This is a genomic window from Capnocytophaga stomatis (assembly GCF_002302635.1).
Classification (GTDB): domain Bacteria; phylum Bacteroidota; class Bacteroidia; order Flavobacteriales; family Flavobacteriaceae; genus Capnocytophaga; species Capnocytophaga stomatis.
The window spans coordinates 128,299-149,826 of sequence record NZ_CP022387.1 but is presented as its reverse complement, the minus strand read 5'-3'; the positions used below and the strand labels follow the sequence as shown (position 1 = coordinate 149,826).

Annotated in this window: 25 protein-coding genes and 2 tRNA genes; 13 read left to right on the top strand and 14 right to left on the bottom strand. The window is 34.5% G+C overall.

The window, feature by feature from the left end; all coding sequences use genetic code 11:
- Window positions 1–27: 27 nt before the first annotated feature.
- Window positions 28–1,317 (bottom strand): dicarboxylate/amino acid:cation symporter, encoded by a 1,290-nt coding sequence (locus CGC58_RS00695; protein WP_095894657.1) that lies wholly within the window; start codon window positions 1,315–1,317, stop codon window positions 28–30.
- A gap of 127 nt (window positions 1,318–1,444) precedes the next feature.
- Here CGC58_RS00695 and CGC58_RS00690 point away from each other — a divergent pair, with 127 nt between their 5' ends.
- The 3 genes from CGC58_RS00690 (at window position 1,445) to CGC58_RS12780 (ending at window position 2,935) form a co-directional block, all read left to right on the top strand.
- Window positions 1,445–1,993, top strand: coding sequence for a hypothetical protein (locus CGC58_RS00690; protein ID WP_095894656.1), 549 nt, complete (start codon window positions 1,445–1,447; stop codon window positions 1,991–1,993).
- A 90-nt stretch (window positions 1,994–2,083) separates the two neighbouring features.
- Window positions 2,084–2,767 carry an ABC transporter ATP-binding protein gene (locus tag CGC58_RS00685; RefSeq protein ID WP_095894655.1) on the top strand — a complete coding sequence of 228 codons (684 nt, stop codon included), beginning with the start codon at window positions 2,084–2,086 and terminating at the stop codon, window positions 2,765–2,767.
- A gap of 18 nt (window positions 2,768–2,785) precedes the next feature.
- Window positions 2,786–2,935 carry a hypothetical protein gene (locus CGC58_RS12780; protein WP_198540737.1) on the top strand — a complete coding sequence of 50 codons (150 nt, stop codon included), beginning with the start codon at window positions 2,786–2,788 and terminating at the stop codon, window positions 2,933–2,935.
- Between the two features lie 121 nt (window positions 2,936–3,056).
- Here CGC58_RS12780 and CGC58_RS00680 read toward each other — a convergent pair.
- Both CGC58_RS00680 and CGC58_RS00675 read right to left on the bottom strand, forming a co-directional pair.
- A tRNA-Arg gene (locus CGC58_RS00680) sits at window positions 3,057–3,130 on the bottom strand.
- 116 nt (window positions 3,131–3,246) lie between these two features.
- Window positions 3,247–4,314: a branched-chain amino acid aminotransferase gene (locus CGC58_RS00675; RefSeq protein WP_095894654.1), complete on the bottom strand. Its 1,068-nt coding sequence runs from the start codon at window positions 4,312–4,314 to the stop codon at window positions 3,247–3,249.
- Window positions 4,315–4,593: 279 nt separating this feature from the next.
- On the opposite strand from CGC58_RS00675, the gene CGC58_RS00670 reads away from it, so the two are divergent.
- The 5 genes from CGC58_RS00670 to CGC58_RS00650 all read left to right on the top strand — a co-directional run bounded on the left by CGC58_RS00670 (window position 4,594) and on the right by CGC58_RS00650 (window position 9,093).
- A complete protein-coding gene (locus CGC58_RS00670) occupies window positions 4,594–5,676 on the top strand; it encodes an AMP-binding protein (RefSeq protein ID WP_095897047.1) in 1,083 nt (360 codons plus the stop codon).
- Between the two features lie 64 nt (window positions 5,677–5,740).
- On the top strand, window positions 5,741–7,576 hold the full coding sequence (locus CGC58_RS00665; protein WP_095894653.1) for an ABC transporter ATP-binding protein: 1,836 nt from the start codon (window positions 5,741–5,743) through the stop codon (window positions 7,574–7,576).
- Between the two features lie 2 nt (window positions 7,577–7,578).
- A complete protein-coding gene (locus CGC58_RS00660; RefSeq protein ID WP_095894652.1) occupies window positions 7,579–8,118 on the top strand; it encodes an RNA polymerase sigma factor in 540 nt (179 codons plus the stop codon).
- Window positions 8,119–8,152: 34 nt separating this feature from the next.
- Window positions 8,153–8,650 carry a hypothetical protein gene (locus CGC58_RS00655; protein WP_095894651.1) on the top strand — a complete coding sequence of 166 codons (498 nt, stop codon included), beginning with the start codon at window positions 8,153–8,155 and terminating at the stop codon, window positions 8,648–8,650.
- A gap of 11 nt (window positions 8,651–8,661) precedes the next feature.
- Entirely contained in the window at window positions 8,662–9,093 is a 432-nt protein-coding gene (locus CGC58_RS00650; RefSeq protein WP_095894650.1) for a hypothetical protein, read from the top strand.
- A gap of 42 nt (window positions 9,094–9,135) precedes the next feature.
- Here the strand turns inward: CGC58_RS00650 and CGC58_RS00645 are convergent, their stop codons facing one another.
- From CGC58_RS00645 to CGC58_RS00635, 3 genes are all read right to left on the bottom strand, one after another.
- Window positions 9,136–11,262, bottom strand: coding sequence for a Tex family protein (locus CGC58_RS00645; protein ID WP_095894649.1), 2,127 nt, complete (start codon window positions 11,260–11,262; stop codon window positions 9,136–9,138).
- A 74-nt stretch (window positions 11,263–11,336) separates the two neighbouring features.
- Window positions 11,337–11,410, bottom strand: a tRNA-Thr gene (locus CGC58_RS00640).
- Between the two features lie 60 nt (window positions 11,411–11,470).
- On the bottom strand, window positions 11,471–11,734 hold the full coding sequence (locus tag CGC58_RS00635) for a hypothetical protein (protein ID WP_095894648.1): 264 nt from the start codon (window positions 11,732–11,734) through the stop codon (window positions 11,471–11,473).
- Between the two features lie 164 nt (window positions 11,735–11,898).
- On the opposite strand from CGC58_RS00635, the gene CGC58_RS00630 reads away from it, so the two are divergent.
- Genes CGC58_RS00630 through CGC58_RS00610 form a run of 5 tightly spaced genes read left to right on the top strand, consistent with a single transcriptional unit; the run spans window position 11,899 to window position 14,758 of the window.
- On the top strand, window positions 11,899–12,237 hold the full coding sequence (locus CGC58_RS00630; RefSeq protein ID WP_095894647.1) for a TM2 domain-containing protein: 339 nt from the start codon (window positions 11,899–11,901) through the stop codon (window positions 12,235–12,237).
- Window positions 12,238–12,645, top strand: a complete 408-nt coding sequence (locus CGC58_RS00625; protein ID WP_095894646.1) for a DUF2752 domain-containing protein — start codon at window positions 12,238–12,240, stop codon at window positions 12,643–12,645.
- Complete coding sequence (locus tag CGC58_RS00620) at window positions 12,642–13,079, top strand: DUF4870 domain-containing protein (protein WP_095894645.1); 438 nt, start codon at window positions 12,642–12,644, stop codon at window positions 13,077–13,079. The genes CGC58_RS00625 and CGC58_RS00620 overlap by 4 nt, the downstream gene beginning before the upstream one ends.
- On the top strand, window positions 13,069–13,890 hold the full coding sequence (locus CGC58_RS00615) for a M48 family metallopeptidase (protein WP_095894644.1): 822 nt from the start codon (window positions 13,069–13,071) through the stop codon (window positions 13,888–13,890). Before CGC58_RS00620 ends, CGC58_RS00615 begins: the two co-directional genes overlap by 11 nt.
- 37 nt (window positions 13,891–13,927) lie before the next feature.
- Window positions 13,928–14,758: a hypothetical protein gene (locus CGC58_RS00610; protein ID WP_157909165.1), complete on the top strand. Its 831-nt coding sequence runs from the start codon at window positions 13,928–13,930 to the stop codon at window positions 14,756–14,758.
- Window positions 14,759–14,775: 17 nt separating this feature from the next.
- On the opposite strand, the gene CGC58_RS00605 is transcribed toward CGC58_RS00610, so the two are convergent.
- From CGC58_RS00605 to CGC58_RS00570, 8 genes are all read right to left on the bottom strand, one after another.
- Window positions 14,776–15,480, bottom strand: a complete 705-nt coding sequence (locus CGC58_RS00605; RefSeq protein WP_095894642.1) for an RluA family pseudouridine synthase — start codon at window positions 15,478–15,480, stop codon at window positions 14,776–14,778.
- Complete coding sequence (locus CGC58_RS00600; protein ID WP_095894641.1) at window positions 15,371–16,207, bottom strand: YoaK family protein; 837 nt, start codon at window positions 16,205–16,207, stop codon at window positions 15,371–15,373. Before CGC58_RS00600 ends, CGC58_RS00605 begins: the two co-directional genes overlap by 110 nt.
- Window positions 16,208–16,276: 69 nt before the next feature.
- Window positions 16,277–17,095 (bottom strand): 3-methyl-2-oxobutanoate hydroxymethyltransferase, encoded by an 819-nt coding sequence (gene panB, locus CGC58_RS00595; RefSeq protein ID WP_095894640.1) that lies wholly within the window; start codon window positions 17,093–17,095, stop codon window positions 16,277–16,279.
- A 24-nt stretch (window positions 17,096–17,119) separates the two neighbouring features.
- Window positions 17,120–18,391: an adenylosuccinate synthase gene (locus tag CGC58_RS00590; RefSeq protein ID WP_095894639.1), complete on the bottom strand. Its 1,272-nt coding sequence runs from the start codon at window positions 18,389–18,391 to the stop codon at window positions 17,120–17,122.
- Between the two features lie 153 nt (window positions 18,392–18,544).
- Window positions 18,545–19,003, bottom strand: coding sequence for a Fur family transcriptional regulator (locus tag CGC58_RS00585; protein ID WP_095894638.1), 459 nt, complete (start codon window positions 19,001–19,003; stop codon window positions 18,545–18,547).
- A 130-nt stretch (window positions 19,004–19,133) separates the two neighbouring features.
- Window positions 19,134–20,045 carry a CPBP family intramembrane glutamic endopeptidase gene (locus CGC58_RS00580; protein ID WP_095894637.1) on the bottom strand — a complete coding sequence of 304 codons (912 nt, stop codon included), beginning with the start codon at window positions 20,043–20,045 and terminating at the stop codon, window positions 19,134–19,136.
- A 23-nt stretch (window positions 20,046–20,068) separates the two neighbouring features.
- Window positions 20,069–20,566 (bottom strand): porin family protein, encoded by a 498-nt coding sequence (locus CGC58_RS00575; protein ID WP_095894636.1) that lies wholly within the window; start codon window positions 20,564–20,566, stop codon window positions 20,069–20,071.
- A 52-nt stretch (window positions 20,567–20,618) separates the two neighbouring features.
- A complete protein-coding gene (locus CGC58_RS00570) occupies window positions 20,619–21,413 on the bottom strand; it encodes an IS5 family transposase (protein ID WP_095894635.1) in 795 nt (264 codons plus the stop codon).
- Window positions 21,414–21,528 lie beyond the last annotated feature (115 nt).

Sequence of the window (21,528 nt, the reverse complement as noted above, 5' to 3'; positions counted from 1 at the left end):
AATTAAAATACAGATAAATATATTGAATTATTCTTTTTCTTTTACCTCGTGCAGTTTTCCTACGGATTTTCCTACAATCATTGCAACACAGGCATCTCCCGTAACATTTGCGACAGTTCGCATCATATCCAACGGACGGTCAACAGCGAAAATTAATGCCAAGCCTGCTTCAGGAATGCCAGCTTGTTCCAAAATAATCACAAGCATAGCAATACTGGCACCAGGAACGCCAGCCGCCCCGATAGAAGCCAATGTTGCAGTGACAACAATTCCAAGCTGAGCCGTGAAACTCAAATCCATTCCAGAGGCTTGAGCAATGAAAATAGTTGCAATTCCAAGATATAGGCTTGTTCCGTCCATATTTATAGTTGCCCCTAAAGGAACTACAAAACTCGCAACTTCCTCATCTACACCTAATTCATCTTCCACACGTTCCATCGTTAGAGGCATTGTTGCTGAACTTGAGCTTGTTGAAAAAGCTAAAAGCTGAACGGGAGCCATCTTTTGCAAGAAGAATTTCGGGGTTCTTTTAGTGAAAGTCCACACTAAAATACAATACATTCCCATCAAGATTGTTAAGCCGGCAAACACACATAGGGCGTAAACGAGCAGGGCAGAAAGTACTTCAGAATTAGGTACTTCCACGATTAATCCGGCAATGAGGGCAAATACTCCGTAGGGAGCAAATTTCATTATCAAATCGATGATTTTCAGTATTATATCGTTTAGGCTGTTGAAGAAATCTTTTACGGGTTTGGTCTTTTCTTCAGGAATTAGAATCATTGCAAATCCGAATAATATCGCACAGAAAATGATTTGAAGCATATTGGCATTGTCCGTTGCCGACAAAAAGAGGTTGTCCGGTACTAAGTTTTCTATGGCGTCCAACGGTCGGGCTTCTTTTTGTTTTTGAGCGATACTTATGCTTCTATCTGCTTGTGATTTAAAGTTTTCCATTAATTCGATACGTGTTTCTTCTTTCAGCATTTTTCCCGGTTTAACGATGTTTGCCACTGTTAGCCCGATAGAAACTGCCAAAACCGTTGTCAGCATATATATGACGATTGTTCTCGTACCGATTCGGGAGAATTTGGAAATATCTTTTAAATCGGAAATTCCTTTGATAAGAGAAGCCAAAATTAAAGGTATTGCTATGATTTTTAATGACTTAATAAAAATATTTCCGAAAGGTTTTACATAATCCAACACGAAATTTTTTCCCCACGAAAATTGTAACATCAAGAGGGCTAACAAACCTCCGGCTAACATACCAATAAGAATTTGCCAATGTAATGCGATTTTTGTACTTTTTTTCATAACGAAGTCAAAATAAAAAGAATTGTTTTTTATATTTCTGATTAACCCCGCAATATATAACTTTTTTCGGATACGAGAAATTTATGAATTGTTTTTTCTATTTTTGTGATTGAATTATACAAAGGCGATGAAGTTTATTTTTGATTATATTTTGTTTTTTTTTAAGTCAATTCATCTTCACGGAGTTCATTCTCCGTTTGTTTTTGGATTGAATAACAATTGTTTGCGTGTAAAAAGCAAAATTCAGAATAAAGAAATGTACGATTTCAAAAAAATGAGAATTTCTGAAAGAAAATTTCAAATGTTATTGCAATTTATTGAATATTTTGATGCAAAACATATTTTTGTAAATGATAAAAATATTCGAGAAGCGTTGCAGTTCACAGGAAAAAATATTTCCGTTGAAACAAAAATTTCTTCTGATTTTGATAAACAGAAATACGATTTGATTTTTATAAATAAAGAAGCTGAAAATTTAGACATTACATCTTTTCTGGAAAGAATGCATAACGATAGTGTGTTGATAATTAATGGTATAAATAAAAATTGTAATAAAATTCATTGGCAAAAATTGATAAATTATTCCAAAACCACTGCTTGCATAAATACCTTCACGCAAGGATATGTTTTCATACGTAGGGAGCAAAAAAAGGAAGTTTTTTATATTAAAGTATGATGATTTTTTAGTACATTCGCAAAAAAATAGTTGAAGTTTTATCATTTGAAATGTTGTAAAAACTGTCAAAACATTTAATTTTTGAAAAATATGAGTTTATTAGAGATTAGAAATATCAAACGTGATTTTAAATTAGGGAGCGAAGTTTTGCACGTGTTAAAAGGCATCTTTTTGTCAATTGAAAAAGGTGAATATGTGGCACTTATGGGACCTTCGGGCTCGGGAAAATCAACTTTGATGAATATTTTAGGTTGTTTGGACACGCCAACCTCAGGGGAATATATTCTTAATGGAAGAGATGTTAGCAAACTTTCCGATGGAGAACTTGCTGATATTCGTAACAAGGAAATTGGATTTGTTTTTCAGACGTTCAATCTGATGCCCAGAACTACTGCACTCGATAACGTAGCTCTGCCGATGATTTATGCGGGAATAGGAAAAGATAAGCGACGAGAGCGAGCCAAAGAAGTGCTTGAACTTGTGGGACTTGGAGATAGAATGATGCATAAACCTAATGAATTATCGGGCGGACAAAGGCAAAGGGTGGCTGTGGCAAGGGCTTTGGTGAATCATCCTTCCATTATTTTAGCAGATGAGCCTACCGGAAATTTGGACTCGAAAACTTCGTACGAAATTATGGCACTTTTTGATGAAATTCACCAAAAAGGAAATACAGTTATTTTGGTAACACACGAGGAAGATATTGCTCAGCACGCACATCGTATCATTCGTTTGCGTGACGGATTGATAGACAGTGATTTCAGAAAAAAATGATTTTAAAAATATAATAATATGTGGTGGTTATGGGGATTGTTGATTATTCCTGTGTTCTTTTTGCTTATTTTTTGGAATGACAGAAAGAATCGGAATAAATTGTACAAACGGCAAGGAAGAAACTTCAGGGAGAATTACCTGAAAAAGAAAGAAAAACATAATGTGTGATTTTTTGATTACAATCTTAAAAAGTGTTGAGACATCTATAATCTTGAAGATATATTTCGATTATAAAATTTTATTAAAACGAAAAAACTCACTGCTTTACAGTGAGTTTTTTTATATTTTGTGACCTCGTCAGGATTCAAACCTGAAACCTCTTGAGCCGTAATCAAGTGCTCTATTCAGTTGAGCTACGAGGCCAGCTATTTTCTAAATCGGTTGCAAAGATACAGCTTTATTTTAAAACTCCAAATGTTTTCAATACTTTTTTTAAGAAAATATTTAAATTTTTTTGTTGGGTCTTTATTATCAATGATTTAAACAACCTTCACTCTCCAGCCAAAAGAATCTTCCGATTTGTTGTATTGGATATTTAAGATAGCTTCTTTGATTTTTGAGGCATATAGGTCAGCAGGACGATTAACTACATAATCCTTCTCTTTATAACCAAATCCTGAAATTGGACTGATAACAGCAGCAGTTCCACTTCCGAATATTTCCTGAAGCGTGCCTTTTTCAGCGGCTGATAACAATTCCTGAACTTTTATAGGACGAACTTCCGTTTCTATGCCTAATTTTTCCGCGATAGCAAGCACACTTTTACGCGTAACACCATCTAAAATACGGTCGCTGGTAGGGCAAGTAATTAGCTTATTATCAATTCGGAAGAAAAGATTCATCATTCCGGCTTCTTCCAAAAACTCGTGAGTTGTATCATCCGTCCAAATGATTTGCTGATATCCTTCTTGAATTGCCAATTGTGTAGGATAAAACTGTCCTGCATAGTTTCCTGCTGCTTTTGCCGCCCCGAAACCTCCATTGGCAGCACGGCTGTAATAGTCCGCAATTTTTACTTTTACATCGCCTCCGTAATAGGCTTGCACGGGAGAAGTAATAATGAAAAATATGTATTCCTTTGAAGGAGAAGCCATTATTCCGGTTGAAGTTCCAATAATAAAAGGACGAACATATAACGAATTTCCAACTCCTTTTTTAATCCAATCCTTATCAATTTTTAAAAGAGTTTTCAGCCCTTCATCAAACCATTTTTCAGGAAATTCAGGAATAGCCAAACGCACAGCCGATTTGTTCATACGTTTGTAGTTTTCTTCCGGACGGAAGAGGAAAATGTCGTCATTATCGTCTTTATATGCTTTCATTCCTTCAAAAATCGCCTGTCCATAATGAAAAACACTTGCGGAAGGCTCCAAAGAAATCGGTGCATATGGCTTAATTTGAGGTTGTTGCCACTGTCCGTTTTTGTAATGACATACAAACATATGGTCAGAAAAAGTTTGCCCAAAAGCCAATTTCGAGAAATCTACTTGGTTGATACGGCTTTCTTTTATTTTTTCGATAGTTAAATTGAAATCCAAATTTTCCATAATATTATTTTTTCTGCGAATTTAATAACTTTCTTTTCAAATTTCAAACAAAAAGAACTGTTTTTTGAAATTAATTTTTTATGGTTTGATTTTTAGATTATTGCAAAAATTCAATTCTTGAAAATTGCCGAATCCTTACCTTTTGTTAAAATTAATCTGAAAATGATTGCTGATAATTCGTTAAAATCTGTTTTTGAAAATATAAATTTTTATCGGACTTCAAATCTTTTTTGTACATTTGCAACTTGTTTTAGTTTTAGAAAGATGCAAGAAAAGGAAATGGATAAAATAGATTATACTTTTGTAGATAGACATTTGAAAATCAATGGTTTTTCTGTTGATAGAGAGGATTTGGTAGTTTTGGCTATGGAATACATCAAAGATGGAGAGCCTTACCGAAAGTCTATCGGAAATTTTTTGTTGAATTGGCTTGATGATAATGATTATATTGAGGCAGTTACCTCAGGTTCAACAGGAATTCCCAAAGTAATTCGTTTGAAAAAGCAACATATGGTAAATTCGGCTTTGGCTACGGGAAAATACCTGAATTTATCACCTAAAAACACGGCTTTGTTGTGTTTGCCAGCTGATTTTATCGCAGGAAAAATGATGATAATTCGTTCTATTGTATTAGGATTGCATTTGGATATTATTCAGCCTTCATCGATGCCATTGGCTTTAACGAATAAAGATTATGATTTTACTGCAATGATTCCGTTACAAGCCTCAAAATCGCTGTACGATTTGCACCGCGTAAAAAAATTAATTCTTGGAGGTGCTGCAGTTGATAATGAATTGGAAGCCAAGCTACAGAATGTTTCAACAGAAGTTTATTCTTCTTACGGAATGACGGAAACTATCTCGCACATTGCAATGCGACACGTTAACCACACGAAATCCCACGAAGAAAGTTACAAAGCTCTTCCGGATGTAACATTTCATCAAGACGAGAGAAAATGTTTGATTATAAATGCTCCTCAAATATCTGACCACGAGATTATTACAAATGATATTGTCAAATTAATTTCAGACACTGAATTTGTTTGGTTAGGGCGTTTGGATAATGTAATTAATTCGGGAGGATTTAAGGTGTTCCCTGAAAGTGTTGAACGCAAAATCAAGAAATATATTAAGAATAATTATTTCCTTGTAGGTGAGGAAGATGAGCAACTCGGGCAAAGAGCTGTGCTTTACGTAGAAGGAAGCGAGGAAGATTATCCGAATTTGGCTCACGATTTGTATATGGATAAGGAAATCCTGAAGTATGAAGTTCCCAGAGCCATTTATTTTATGCCTAAGTTTGAACTCACTGGCAACGGAAAAATTCAACGTAAAGAAACCATAAAAAAATACAAAGGATAGAAATTAAAAGCTCAAAATCAATATAAAAAATGATGATTTTGAGCTTTAATCAATTTAATCAACAATGAGTCCGTATTTAAAGAAATTTATACCTTACATACTTCCTTATAAGAAATACGCTTTTCTGAATGTTTTTTTTAATATTTTGTACGCACTTTTTAGTGCTATTTCATTCGTGGCACTTATCCCGATGTTGGATATTTTATTTGGAAAAGACGCCCAAAAAATAACCGAAGAACCTGTTTTTTCAGGCAAAGTTTCGGATTTGGTAAGTTATGGTAAAAATTTGCTAAATTACAGAATATCAAATATTGTAGGAGAAGATTCTGTTTCTGCTTTAACCATTGTTATTGCCCTTGTAATTGTACTTTTCTTGCTTAAAAACGCATTCAATTATATTGCAGTGTTTTTCATCACACATCTGCGTAACGGCGTACTAAAGGATTTGCGAAATGCACTTTACAAAAAAATAACAAATTTGCCACTTTCTTACTTTTCCGAGCAACGAAAAGGTGATATAATCGCACGTGTGGCGGGTGATGTAGGGGAGGTGCAACATTCTTTTCTTTCGATATTGGAACTAATTATCAGAGAGCCTCTTACAATTATTTTTTCGATTGTTATGATGCTGGGAATCAGTGTGAAATTAACAATTTTCACTTTTATTTTTATTCCGGTATCAGGCTGGATTATTTCTAAAATTGGGAAATCCTTAAAAAAGCAATCCACCAAAGTACAGCAAGAACAAGGACGATTTTTATCTCTCATAGAAGAAACCGTTGGCGGACTGCGAGTTGTGAAGGCTTTCAATGCTGAAAAAGTTTTTCAGAATAAATTTGAGGATTCTACTTCACGCTTTTTTAAATTGGCTAATAACTTGGCGAATAGACAGAATTTAGCCTCACCAATGAGTGAATTTCTTGGTATCCTGATGATTGCTGTTTTGTTGTGGTTTGGAGGAACTATGGTTTTGGTTGACAAAACCTTGGACGGAGCTGCTTTTATTGCCTTTATGGGGTTGGCTTACAATATTTTAACTCCGGCAAAGGCAATTAGTAAAGCTTCTTATGATTTGAAAAGAGGAAATGCCGCCGCCGAACGTGTATTTGAGGTTTTGGAATACGAAAGCCCAATTCAGGAAAAAAATAATGCTGTTGATATACAGGAATTTAAATCTTCGATTGTATTGAAAAATATTACATTCGGTTATGATGATAAGGAGGTTTTAACTGATTTTTCTTTAGAAATTCCAAAAGGAAAAACAATTGCTTTAGTAGGGCAGTCAGGAAGTGGAAAGAGTACTATTGCCAATTTAATTACACGCTTTTATGATGTAAGTGAAGGGAGTATTGAAATTGACGGTGTTAATGTTAAAGATTTAAAAATAAGCTCATTACGTCGTTTGATAGGAGTGGTTTCGCAGGATTCAATATTGTTCAATGACACTGTTAAAAATAACTTACTTATTGGAAAGCAGAACGCAAATGAGCAAGAAATTTTAGAAGCTACTAAAGTGGCGAATGCTTATGAATTTATTAAAGATTTGCCAGAACAGTTCGATACAAATATCGGAGATTCAGGAGGTAAGCTAAGTGGAGGACAAAAACAACGATTGAGCATTGCCCGTGCGGTTTTGAAGAATCCACCAATTATGATTTTGGATGAAGCAACTTCTGCACTTGATACCGAAAGCGAGCGTTTGGTACAAAATGCGTTGGAAAATATGATGAAAAATAGAACTTCCATTGTAATTGCTCACCGTCTTTCAACCATTCAAAAAGCTGATTTGATAGTAGTTATGCAAAAAGGACGCATAGTGGAACAAGGTACGCACAATGAGCTTTTACAAAGGCAAGGTATGTACAAAAAATTAGTTGAAATGCAATCTTTTGAATCATAAATTTGGAAGAAAAAGAACTCATAACGCTGCTTCAAGATTCAAAAACACGTTCAAAAGCCTTTGAATTTCTGGTAGATACATACCAAAGGAAACTTTATTGGCATATCCGAAAAATGGTCATCTCGCACGACGATGCCGATGATGTGTTACAAGAAACTTTTATTAAAATTTTTCGCAATATTGATAAATTCAGAGGTGAAAGTTCTTTATTTTCGTGGATTTACCGAATAGCTACAAACCAAGCTCTTGATTTTTTGAAGAAAAAAGCCAACGAACGAAATTGTTCTATCGAAGATTTGCAATATAGCAGAAGTATGCACTTGGAGGCTGATGTTTATTTTGAAGGAGATGAAATTCAGATTAAATTTCAGAAAGCAATTGCAACACTTCCTGAAAAACAGCAACTTGTGTTCAATATGAAGTATTTTGAAGAATTGAAATACGAACAAATATCTGAAATATTAGATACTTCGGTAGGAGCCTTGAAAGCATCATACCACCACGCCGTTCAGAAAATTAAAAATTATTTGGAAACGCATTAAACTTTTTACAAATTTTATCGTCTTACGCTTAGATATGGAACAAGATAAATTAAATATAAACTCAGGAATGAAAGTTCCGGAAACGTATTTCGATGATTTTAAGAAAAATCTTAGAAATAGGATTGATATTGAGTTTGTTATACCAAAAAAACAAGAGTTTAAAGTTCCGGAGGCTTATTTTGAGCAATCAAGAGAGTCGATTTTAAAAGCCACAACCAAAAAAACAAAAACATTCTATTTGCCAATTGTTAAGTATGCGGTGGCTTCCGTTTTGGCTGTATTGCTTGTTTCGTCGGTTTGGATTTATGTTTCTCAAAATTCTTTGAAAAGTGTTCAGTTTTCAGATTTAACTTCCGTAGAAATACAAAATTATCTGAATAATAGTTATTTAGGAGAAGATAAAACATACTTGATTTTAGAACAATTGGAAACTGTGAGTCTGAATAGTTCTATCGTGAATGAGAGTCAAAATATGGAAAATCTTGATGATTATTTACGAGAATATGATTATAATATAGAAGAGAATTACTAAAAAAATACATTATGAGGGTTATTTTTACTATTATTTTGTTCTTTTTTGTCAATTTTTCGCTTTTTTCTCAGAAAGAAGACAATTATGAACGAATAAAAACGCTAAAAATAGGGTATATTACTGAAAAAATAGACCTTACGCCAGATGAAGCAAAGGTTTTTTGGCCTATATATGAAAAATATAGCGAAACTTTGCATAATTTGCACGACCAAGCGAGAAGTTGCAGAAAAAAAGGTTGTGAAAGAAAAAAAGATTTGACGGAAAAGGAAGCATTGGAAATTTTAAAAAGAGACAGTGAACTTGGTGATAAAATACGGCAAGTGAGCAAAGAAAAGGATAAAGAGCTTTTGAAGATAATTTCCGCTAAGAAGCTGCTTTTACTAAAAGATGCAGAGAAAGAGTTTCATAGGAAACTAATGAACCATTATAAAAATGCTAAGTGAAAAAATCTCCAGAAATTTATGATTTCTGGAGATTTTTATTTTTTAACTGACTAAACTTAGCCCGATTCTTTTTCGCTGATAATCAACATCAACTACTTTTACGGTAATATGTTGATGCATTTTCACAACATCATTTACATCAGCCACATAACCTTCTTTTAGCTGTGAAATGTGGATAAGTCCGCTTTCTTTTATTCCGATATCAACAAAACAGCCAAAAGCCGTGATATTATTGACAATGCCGGGTAAAATCATTCCTATTTTTACATCATCAAAAGTTTTTACATTGGGGTCAAACTCAAAGATTTTAGCAGATTTACGCGGGTCTAATCCGGGTTTTTCCAATTCTTTTAGAATATCTTTCAAATAGATAACTCCCACGTTATCATTGATATACTTTTGGATGTTTACTTTGTTTATAGCTTCTTTATTACCGATAAGTTTCTCTGGTGAAATGTCTAAGTCATTTGCCATTTTTTGAACAATCGGGTAAGCCTCAGGATGTACAGCTGAATTGTCCAACGGATTTTTCCCCTCGTGAATACGTAAAAAAGCAACCGCTTGTTGGTAAGCTTTTGCTCCTAATCTTGGAACGCTCAAAAGTTCCTCTCTTTCAGAGAAAGCTCCTTTTTCGGAACGATATTTTACAATGTTTTCCGCCATTTTTTCTCCAATTCCGGATACATATGAAAGAAGAGATTTTCCTGCCGTATTGAGGTTTACACCTACTGAATTTACACATCTAATTACAACAGAATCAAGTTCTTCTTTTAGTTTTGTTTGGTTTACATCGTGCTGATATTGTCCCACTCCAATTGCTTTAGGGTCAATTTTCACCAATTCTGCCAAGGGGTCAGAAAGGCGTCTGCCTATCGATACGGCTCCACGTACTGTAACGTCATAGTTGGGGAACTCATCACGTGCTATTTTTGACGCTGAATACACCGAAGCACCCGCTTCATTGACTACAAAAACTTGCAAAGGAGAGCCGAAAGCTACGTTTTTTATGAATAATTCCGTTTCGCGTGAGGCTGTTCCGTTTCCGATGGCGATAGCTTCAATTTTGTAGGAATTAACCATTGATTTGATTTTTTTCATCGCCATTGTGGTATCTTTTTGCGGAGGATGCGGAAAAATAGTTTCGTTGTGTAATAAATCTCCTTTTTCATCCAAACACACAACCTTACAACCAGTTTTGAATCCGGGGTCGATGGCTAAAATTCTTTTCTCCCCAAGAGGAGCAGCCAATAACAATTGTTTCAAATTTTCAGCAAAAATTTGAATAGCCTTATTATCAGCTTGTTCCTTAGCTTCTTGTAAAGTTTCATTTGCAATGGAAGGTGCTAAAAGACGTTTATAGCTATCTGAAATCGCATCATTCAGAAAATCAGCAACTTCTCCATTTGTTTTGATGATGTTCTTACTTATAGAGTTGATTGCTTCTTCCGAATCAATTTCTACTTTTAATCGTACAAAACCTTCACTTTCAGCTCTAAGCATTGCTAAAATACGATGTGAAGGCGTTTTCAAAAGATTTTCTTCCCAATCAAAATACATTGAGAATTTTTGAGCCTCTTCAGTTTCGGCTTTTGCTTTGACCACTTGCGAAATAATATTTGCGTTGCGTTGAAACATACGTCTCAAAGTTTTTCGGATAAAAATATTTTCGCTAATCCATTCGGCAATAATGTCAGAAGCTCCTTGCAAAGCTTCTTTTTCTGTGGGAACTTCTTTATTAATATATTTTGACGCAGTAAATTCTAAATCATTGATTTTTTGTGACATAATGATTTTAGCCAAAGGTTCCAATCCTTTTTCTTTGGCAACATCGGCACGTGTTTTTTTTCTCTTTTTGTAAGGTAAGTAAATGTCTTCCAGTTCGTTGAGAATAAAACAAAGTTCTATTTTTTGTTTTAAATCATCGGATAGCTTTCCTTGCTCTTCAATGGCTGTCAAAATAGTTTCTTTTCTTTTGAGAATATTTTCATATTCTGTTTGCCATTTTGAGATTTGCTCGATGGCTATTTCGTCCAAATTTTGTGTTTTGTCTTTTCTGTAACGTGCAATAAACGGAATTGTACAGCCTTCGGAAAGGAGTAATAATGTGTTTTCAATCTGATTTTTTTGAAGCGTATTATTCTGATTTTGAATGTACTGAATGTTTGTCATTGTGTGGTTGTAAAATTTTGTAAGTTAAGGAAATGAAAAAAGCCACCTTTTTAAAAAGATGGCTTTGTTTTTTGAGCCGATAGAGGGATTCGAACCCACGACCCCGAGATTACAAATCACGTGCTCTGGCCAACTGAGCTATATCGGCGTTATTGCGGGTGCAAATGTAAGAACTTTTTTTTAATTTGCAACTATTTTCCGAAAAAAATTAACTCAACTTGTTCAATTTTCCGATGAAAGCTCCCGCTTTTTGCTCAAAATCTTTTCTAACTTGCTTTAAATGAGCACCTCTGTTTTCAACATTTCGGTGATAAATTTTTTCGATTAATTCATCATAAGCTACCAAAATTTCTAGGGTAAGCTCCGAACCTTCACCAAAATTTCCGCTTGTGTACTCCCAATGAAAAACACTGTCAATAATATCTCCGAAAACGTAGTTAATTTCTTTTTTTAAATTTCTGATGCTTGCCATAATCATTTCTTTTTAATTCGGTTACAAATGTACAATAAAAAGGCATAAGAACAAAATATTGGCTGAGTTTTACTGCTGAAAATATACGATTATTTGTATTTCTAAATTATGAGAATTCAGAAAAAAATGGTAATATTGCACATTATTTCTTAAAAAATATTTTTATGGATGCTCAGAAAGTAGATATGTTTATCATTACTAACGCAAAATTTTTCAAAAGTGAATTAGTACCTCAAATCCGTCAGCGTTTACTTGAATTGGATGACTCTCATTGGGTTGCTTTACAGTCACTTCAGTTAAAAGATCCTACCACATCGTTAATCATTTCATTTTTCGTGGGACAATTGGGAATTGATCGCTTCTATATCGGTGATACGGGGCTTGGAATAGCTAAACTATTAACCTGCGGAGGGTTAGGGATTTGGACAATCGTCGATTGGTTCTTGATTATGGATGCTACACGTGATAAAAATGCAGAAATTTTACAAGCAGCACTTTTCTAATTGACAGCAAAAAACACATATACGTTTTTTACAATATTCTGTGTTGTAGGTTGGGGGTGGTTGATTATCAGTTTTTTAACTCATAAGAGTGATGTGGGGCTTACGGTCTGTATGTCCAAACACATAACTGATATCCCTTGTCCTTCTTGCGGGACAACTCGTTCCGTGGTTTCTTTTTTTGAAGGGAATTTTGTTAAATCTTTCTATTTGAATCCATTAGGGATATTGGCTTCTTTATTTTTATTGATAGCTCCGCTTGTACTTTTGTATGATTTAGTGTTCCGTAAAACTTTATTTTATCAAATGTACATAAAATTGGAAGAGTATTTGAAAAAAGCATATGTTTATATTCCTCTGATTTTCTTGATATTACTTAATTGGATTTGGAATATACAAAAAGGATTATGATAACAATCAAAAAATTAGGCTACAGAATCAGCGAAAGCGATAAGGAAAGAGCTTCAAATAGTTATTTGATGTCCGTGATGGCGATTATTGTAGGGTTGCCTTTCCCGATAGTCAATCTTTTAGCTACGTTTGTATTCTTTTTTGCTTACAGAAGAAGCTCTTACTTTGTGCGTTGGCATTGCACGCAAGCGTTGATATCACAACTGTCTGTTTTTCCGATAAATGTGATTGGCTTTTGGTGGACAATCTCAATTATTTTTGGAAAATGGGAAGTTACTAATAGCTATATAGCTTATTTGATAACTGTTTTTCTGTTCAACTTTGTGGAATTTATCGGGACAGCTTATACGGCAACCAAAGTGCGTAAGGGAGAACACTTAATTTGGTGGTTTTACGGAGATATTACGGATTTATTAGTGAAAAATGATGAGTAAAATAGCTATCCGAGGAATTTTGATTCTTGTTTCATTTTTAGGAACTTGGTTTTTGTTAAAACAAGTTAATTGGGTTGGGCTTGTTAATATAAATGATATAAAAGAGAATCGAAATATTCAAAAACTTGAAAAAGAGCTTGGAAAGATGATGATTTCCGAATTTAAGTCTGAAGCTGAAAGTGTTGAAAATCCGTATGTTATTCAAACGATTGATAGCTTAGTTACAAGAATTTGCAAACCAAATCAGATTGATTCAGAAAGTATTCGAGTTTACATATTCAAAAGTCCGATAGTTAATGCCTTTGCTCTTCCTGACCGTCAGTTAGTTATCTACACAGGATTGATTGAAAAAACTGAAACACCGGAGGCTCTCAGCGGAGTAATTGCACACGAGTTAGCTCACATCGAACGCAAACACGTTATGGAATCGCTCATAAAAGAATTGGGTTTGGGCGTTTTACTTTCGTTAATTTCAGGTCAGTCCGATTTATCAATCGCAACAGAAATTGTTCAAATGGTTTCTTCGTCGGCTTTTAGCAGAGAAATGGAAAAGGAGGCAGACCTTCTGGGAGTGGATTATCTTATTGAAAGTCAGGTAAATCCGAAGCCTTTTGCGGAGCTAATGAAAACCTTTGGGAAGGGAGAATTTTCTGCTTTAAAATGGATTCAGTCACATCCAATGTCCAAAGAACGAGAGGAATACATAATGGAAAAAGCCAGAAATGCAAAAGTTTCGTTTACAGAAATAATTTCTCCAAGTACTTGGGAATCATTTAAAAAAGAAATTTCGAGCGAAGATGATGAATTTTGAAACAGAATAAAGAAGCAATCTCAAAAAATTGACTGTGATGAAATTTATTTATATAATTCTTTTTTCAATGCTAACTATTTCTGTTTCAGGGCAGAGTAAAATAGAAAAGGCAAAGGAAAATTTATCTCAAGATTTGCAAATTCAAGGCGGAAATGCTTCAAATTCTAACAGAAATTCATCTCGTTCTTCTTCCAGTTCTCATTATTCTGGTGAAGGGATTTTTGCAGGAATTTTGTTGGATTTGACTATATTTCTGGCGTATTATGTGGCTTTTGAAACTCCTTTGGAACAAGAAAGTCAGATGTATAATTCTACTTTAAGTCCTTATCCGTTTTACGCAGGAGCTAAAGGAGATTATAATTATGTGCGTTCGGACGACTATATTTTTTGGAGATTGGAAGGTTCTAATTACTATTTTTCTGAAAAAGGTAAATTTTTTATGAATGATTTGAACTTGAAAATCAGATTGGGAAACCGCTTTGCTTTAAAAGCCGAATATTTGCATTTTTGGGAAAAATTGTTAGCAAACAAAAACAGCAAATTGGATATATTCACGCTTACGGGGCAATATTTTCGTATAAGAACGCCGAGAGTTTCTCTCCATTGGGGACTCGGAGCAAGTTATATAGGCAATGAAATCAATCAGTTAGGATTTGCAACCGAATTAGGAAACGAAATCTTCATTAAACCATTCTCTTTATATACAGACTTGAAGTACAGTGCTTTTAGGAATAGTGATGTTTATCATTTTTCGATTGGACCAAAGTTTTATTTCAGAAATTACAACATAGGGGTTAAATATCAATATGTTAATTTGGCTGGAAGCAAGGCTTCGGGCGTTAGTTTCGGGGTTGGAGCGATTTTTTAACAGAAGGAAGAAATTTCCTAAATTCCATCGTTACAAGCAATCCACAACTTTTCGTCAGGAACAGGAGCTGTGATTTCAATTTTTTCTTTCTTCACAGGATGAATAAAACTTAATTTTCGTGCGTGAAGATGGATGCTTCCGTCTGGGTTTGAGCGTTTTGCACCATATTTTAAATCTCCCTTTATAATGCATTCTATGGCAGAAAGTTGCGACCTAATTTGATGATGCCTTCCTGTAATTAGCTGAATTTCCAGCAGATAGTAATTATTTAATTTTTTCAGTAATCTGTAATTTAGTACCGCTTTTTTGCTATTTTTTACTTCTTTTTTGTGAGCTGTGGATTTATTTTTTTCCGTATTTCTTGTAAGCCAATGTGTTAGAGAACCTTCGGTGGGAGAGGGGCAGTTTTCTGTAATTGCCCAATATGTTTTTTCGATAGTGTTTTTCTCTGCAAATGAGGCATTTAATCTGGATAAGGCTTTGGAAGTTTTTGCAAAAACTACAATTCCTGTGGTGGGTCGGTCTAAACGATGTACCACGCCGAGGAAAACTTCACCGGGTTTATTGTATTTATTTTTTAAGTGTTTTTTAACAATTTCACTTAAAGGAGAATCACCCGTTTTGTCGCCTTGGACGATGTCTCCAGCCCTTTTGTTTATGATTATCAGGTGATTGTCCTCGTAAAGTATTTGTAGGTTTTCTGCGTTTGATGTTATTTTCATATTTTCTTTTTTTCGTAAGATAGACAAAACGAAAATCGTCATAAAAAAGCCCTAAAAGCAAAACAATGATGGGAATAGTTAAAGCTTTCAGATTCATTTCCATTTTTACGAAGAAAAAACCACCGCTTAATCCTCCTAAAAAGAAGAAAATAATGATGAATAAACGTAATTTGATGTTTGATTTTACTTTGTCTAACTGAGTCTTTAAGTTATTATTTTTCAGGTAAATCCATTGAGAAAGTTCGATTCCTAAATCTGTGAATAAACCTGTAAGGTGCGTGGTTCTGACTATGGAATTAGAAATTTTCGTTACGAATGAATTTTGTACTCCCATAGCAAAAAGCAATATGCAGGCGGTAATATCAGTTGGGAAATCGGTAAAAAAATGATTGAGTACCATTGCAGTAAACAACAAAAAACACTCCACCAAAGTAGGAATAACAAAAACGTTGTGCTTTTTGTAATGATTTGCTGTTTCAATAAGCCAACCCGATGTAAATGAGCCTACTAAAAAGGAAAAAATATACAAAAAGTAAATCGTTCCTTTCCAGAATTCCATTATGGAAACGTCGTAAATAAAAAGAGCAAAATGCCCTGTTACATTGGTAGTTAACTTTCCTAAAAACAAGAAACCAACCACATTAACAATTCCCGCTACAAACGAAAGTACCACAGCAATTTGTAAATTATTTTTTGCTGTTCTATTTTTTCCCTGATGCCGAAACATTACACGAATGCAATATTCAAAAGTTTCAGATTCAGGATTTTACTCTGAATCTGAAATTTCTGAAAAATTCTAATAAGATTCCTCTTTATTGGGAAATTCAAGGTTTTTCACATCTTCCACATAACGAGAAACAGCCGAAGTTATTTCATCATACAAATTGGCATAACGACGTAAAAATCTCGGGTGAAATTCATTAGTCATTCCTAAAACATCGTGAAGTACAAGTACTTGACCATCAACACCATTTCCTGCTCCAATTCCTATAACGGGGATACTAACACTCTTGGCTACTTCTTCTGCCAAAGTTGCCGGAACTTTTTCCAGAACGATTGCAAAACATCCCATTTTTTCCAGCATAATGGCATCTTCTTTTAGTTTTTGAGCTTCCGCCTCTTCTTTAGCTCTAACTGTATAAGAACCAAATTTATAGATTGATTGCGGAGTTAATCCTAAATGACCCATCACAGGAATACCGGCGTTTAAGATGCGTTTGATACTTTCCTTGATTTCTTTTCCACCTTCAAGTTTTACTGCGTGTCCGCCACTTTCTTTCATAATACGAATGGCTGAACGGAGAGCTTCTTTGGGATTAGACTGATACGAACCGAAAGGTAAATCAACAACTACCAGCGAACGTCCCGCCCCCCGAACCACCGATGAAGCGTGGTAAATCATTTGGTCTAAGGTAATTGGCAAAGTGGTTTCGTGCCCTGCCATCACGTTACTCGCAGAGTCACCTACAAGAATTACATCAATTCCCGCTCCGTCAATGATTCTGCTAAATGTATAATCGTAAGCCGTAAGCATTGAAATTTTCTCTCCGCGAGATTTCATATCAATTAACGACTTTGTTGTTACACGTTTGTATTCTTTTTTTGCAACAGACATATTAATTTTCAAATAAATAGATAATTATCTAACAATGGTTTGTGTTCGGTCGGGACCTACTGAAACAAGTGTGATAGGCACTTCCAATTCTTTTTCTAAAAATGAAATATAATCATTTAATTCTTTTGGAAGTTCTTCTGTATCAGTGATTTGTGTTAAATCTTTCGCCCATCCTTTCATTTCTGTGTAAATAGGAGTTACGTTTTGCTCTTCGATATTATATGGTAAATGATTGATTTCTTTGCCGTTGTATTTGTAGGAAGTACACACTTTCAATGTTTCAAACCCACTTAAAACGTCGGCTTTCATCATCATAAGTTGCGTCACTCCATTCACTTGCACGGCATATTTCAGTGCAACCAAGTCTAACCATCCGCAACGGCGTTTACGTCCTGTAGTAGCACCAAATTCACGCCCCACACGTCCCATTGTTTCGCCATCTTCATCAAAAAGCTCAGTTGGGAAAGGTCCGCTTCCAACACGTGTAGTGTAAGCTTTGAAAATACCTAAAACCTCGCCAATTTGTGTTGGAGCAACCCCCAAACCTGTACAAGCTCCTGCGGCAGTTGTATTTGAAGAAGTAACAAAAGGATATGTTCCGAAATCGATATCTAACAATGAACCTTGAGCTCCTTCTGCCAATATTTTTTTTCCGCTTTTAATAGCTTGATGTATATATTCTTCACTATCAATGAATTGAAGTTTTTTCAGAGATTCGATAGCTTCAAAGAATTCTGCTTCCAATTCTGACAGATTGTATTGAATTTCCACATTGTAGTGCGAAATCATTTCTTCGTGCTTGTCTGTTAAATTGCGATATCTTGTCTCAAAATCAGCCAGTTCGATATCGCCCACACGAAGCCCATTTCTGCCCGTTTTGTCCATATAAGTTGGTCCTATTCCTTTTAAGGTAGAGCCAATTTTTGCCTTTCCTTTTGAGGCTTCGGAAGCAGCATCAAGCAATCGGTGTGTAGGCAAGATAAGATGTGCTTTTCTGGATATTAATAATCTGTTTTTCAGGTCGATATTGAATTTTCCTAAAGCGTCAATTTCTTTTTTGAAAATAACGGGGTCAATAACCACGCCATTTCCAACAATATTTATTGCATTTTTGTGGAAAATCCCTGAGGGGATGGTATGTAAAACGTGTTTGATTCCGTTGAATTCGAGAGTGTGTCCAGCATTGGGACCTCCTTGAAAACGTGCGATGATATCGTACTTTTGTGTAAGTACATCTACGATTTTTCCTTTTCCTTCATCGCCCCATTGAAGCCCAAGAAGTAAATCTACTGCCATTTTTGTTTGTTTTATGTTGAAAAATTATTTTTTACAATTTATTTATAAATTATTTTATTTCAGACTTATAAACTTGATTATTTAAATAAAATATTTAAGAATTATCGATTTTAATTTGCAAATTAAAATCCGAGAAAAAGAAAGTGATAAATACTATTTTTCTTCCTCTTTTTTGTTTTTTACACCATAGAAATACAACGAGTGATTGTTGATTTTTATGTCGAATATTTCTTCTATAGTTTGTTTAATAGCTTGAATTCGAGGGTCGCAAAACTCCATAATTTCGCCGGTATCGGTAAGGATTACGTGGTCGTGTTGGCGATCAAAATATGCTTTTTCATAATGTGCCTGATTTTGCCCGAATTGATGCTTGCGAACCAAACCACATTCCAATAAAAGCTCAATAGTGTTGTAAAGCGTAGCACGACTCACACGATATTTTTTATTTTTCATTTTGATATAAAGCGTTTCAATATCAAAATGTTCACCACTTTCATAAATTTCCCTAACAATTGCGTAACGCTCAGGAGTTTTTCGGTGTCCGTTTTCTTCCAAGTATTTGGTGAAAACCTTTTTAACGATTTCTAAATTTTCTTGGGTAGTATTCGCCATAACTATTTAATGTAATCAAAGGACAAAGTTACAATTTTTTTTGATATATTCGTATGAATTGAGCGTTTTAATTAAGTGCGATTTTATTGCATTTTATAAAAGTAAAAAGAGAGCTTTTAGCTCTCTTTTGTTATTGATTTTCAAGGAATTCTTTTTCAGATAATACTCGCCCGAAAAGTTTTTCTTTCCAATTTGTCCAACCATATTTTTTTGCAAAAATAAATAGCATTACTGGGAAATAAACCAATAAAGATGGTAATATGGTTGCCGCGAGCGAAGGTTCGGAAATGTCTTTTAATAACGAAGGTGTTTGAAAGACAGACCAACTACTTGTTATTAAAAGGGCAGAGAAAATGTTATTCGCTATGTGAAAACCCAGAGCCAATTCCAAGCCTTCATCCATTAGAACAATTATTCCGAGGAAAAATCCTGTGCCGATGTAATATGCTAATAACCAATAGCCTAATTTTCCTATCTCGGGATTGGCAGCGTGAACTAATCCGAAGGTTACGGAACTGAAAAGCAGCGGAAACCAACGATTTTTAACAAAAATTCCGACTCCTTGCATTAAATACCCTCGGAAAAAATACTCTTCAAATCCTGCTTGAAAAGGTATAAGTAATAAGGATAATATACACAAGATTAAGAACGGTTCGAGTTGAAAATTCCACTCAAAATCCTCGGGAAATATTAGAAAGTCTGCAAAAACCATCGCAGTTACAATTCCGCCCCACAGAAAAAAAGAAAAGAAAAAACGCTTCCAATCTATCTTATTTCGTGAAGTGTGAAAATGTAACAACGGCTGTTGATGTACATAACGAACCCAAAGTAGCAAAATGCCACAAAAAAACGCAAAAGAAATTAAATTTTCTGCAAAAAAACGCAATTCTCCTTTCTGCTTGATAGATGCTTTTATCAATTCGCTGGAATCAACCACCAAAAAAGCTAAAAAGCTCAATATAGTGACACCAAAAAATAACAGCGGACAGATTACGTATAGCCATTTTGGGCTTTTACCGCGATATGCATTTTCAATGTACATTTTTTCCTAACCTTTTCGGATTGTTAAAAAATGTATGTGATTCCTATTTTTCCTGCGGCAGTATTTCCGCCTCCTAATTCAAGGTTTACCCCGAAGTTATCATTGAAAAAGTAACGTCCGCCTACTTGCAACCCCCAACCTAATCCAGAAGAGTAATATGGTTGTAAGTATGGATGTTTGTGATTGTGTGACCAATGGAAATACCCAACAGTTGCACCAGCGTAAACGTCAAATTCTGAAGGAATTCTTAGTATTCTGTTAAAGTGATAGTTACCATTTGCCATAATTCCTAATCCTGAATATTTTACATTTTCTTTAGAGCTGGAACGGAACGAAATTTCGCCTCCTACGGTGAAATCTTCTGCAATACCGTAATCAACACCCACGTAAACAGGAACACCCCAACCGGAAAAGCCAAAACCTCCGTTTATTTGGAAATTATTAACTTCCAATGAACCTTGAGCCGACATAGCTGCCGTGAAAGACACAAATAATCCGAATAATAAAATAATTTTTTTCATCTTCTTAAATAAATTAAATTGTTAATAATGCAAAAGTAAACTTTAAACTTGTTTAAACTTTTCGAATAAATGTTAGTATAATCCCTAGATACAACATAGCCATCCAAGTTGTGTTTAGGGTTTCATATCTTATAATCAATCCTTTAAAACCATCAAGCCACGCAAAACTTCTCTCTATTTTAAACCGATTTTTATATAATTCTTCGTCAAAATAAATATTTTCATTTTGTCCATTTCTGGGATTTTGTTTGATATTAGGTATTATTTCTTTTTCCTGTAAAAAACTTTTTAAGTCTCGGCTATCAAAACCTGCATCTGCATTGACAAACAAGCCTTTATGCTCTATTTTCGCTTCCTCCAAAAGATTCAAAATCTCTTTTAAAACAAAGTCTATATTATTCAAATCGTGATGATTACCGGATTTTGGACTACCCATTGCTAAAATTTGCCCCAAATTATCACACAGAAAGATAGAATTCGTGGTCTTTGACTTTTTTCTTAACTGATAACCAACAGATTGTCCTCCCATTCGACATCGAGTATGACTACCATCAAGTTGGACGCTTGATAAATCTAATTTTCTCCGATTCTCAAGCAACAAATTAAGCCAAATTCGCTTAAAACTACCATCTTTACTCCATTTATTGAAATAATAATAGACTGTTTGATAGCTTATTTTTTGGTCTTTAAAATACACTTCTACCGGAAGTTCCCTCCACTGGCAACCTGTTTTTAATCGTTTGACTATCAGAAGAAAAATTAATGATAAATCAAATTTTGTTTTAAATCCTCTTTTTCCAATACTCAAATGGGAAATAATCCATTTTTTTATTATATCTTTGCTCAAAGTTCCTTGATTTTCATTTTGTTATGCAAAACAAAAATGCTAAAAATTCTTGGAACTTTTAATTTTCCTCTTAAAAAGTTTAGACAGGTTTTTTATAAGAAATATGAGTACAAAT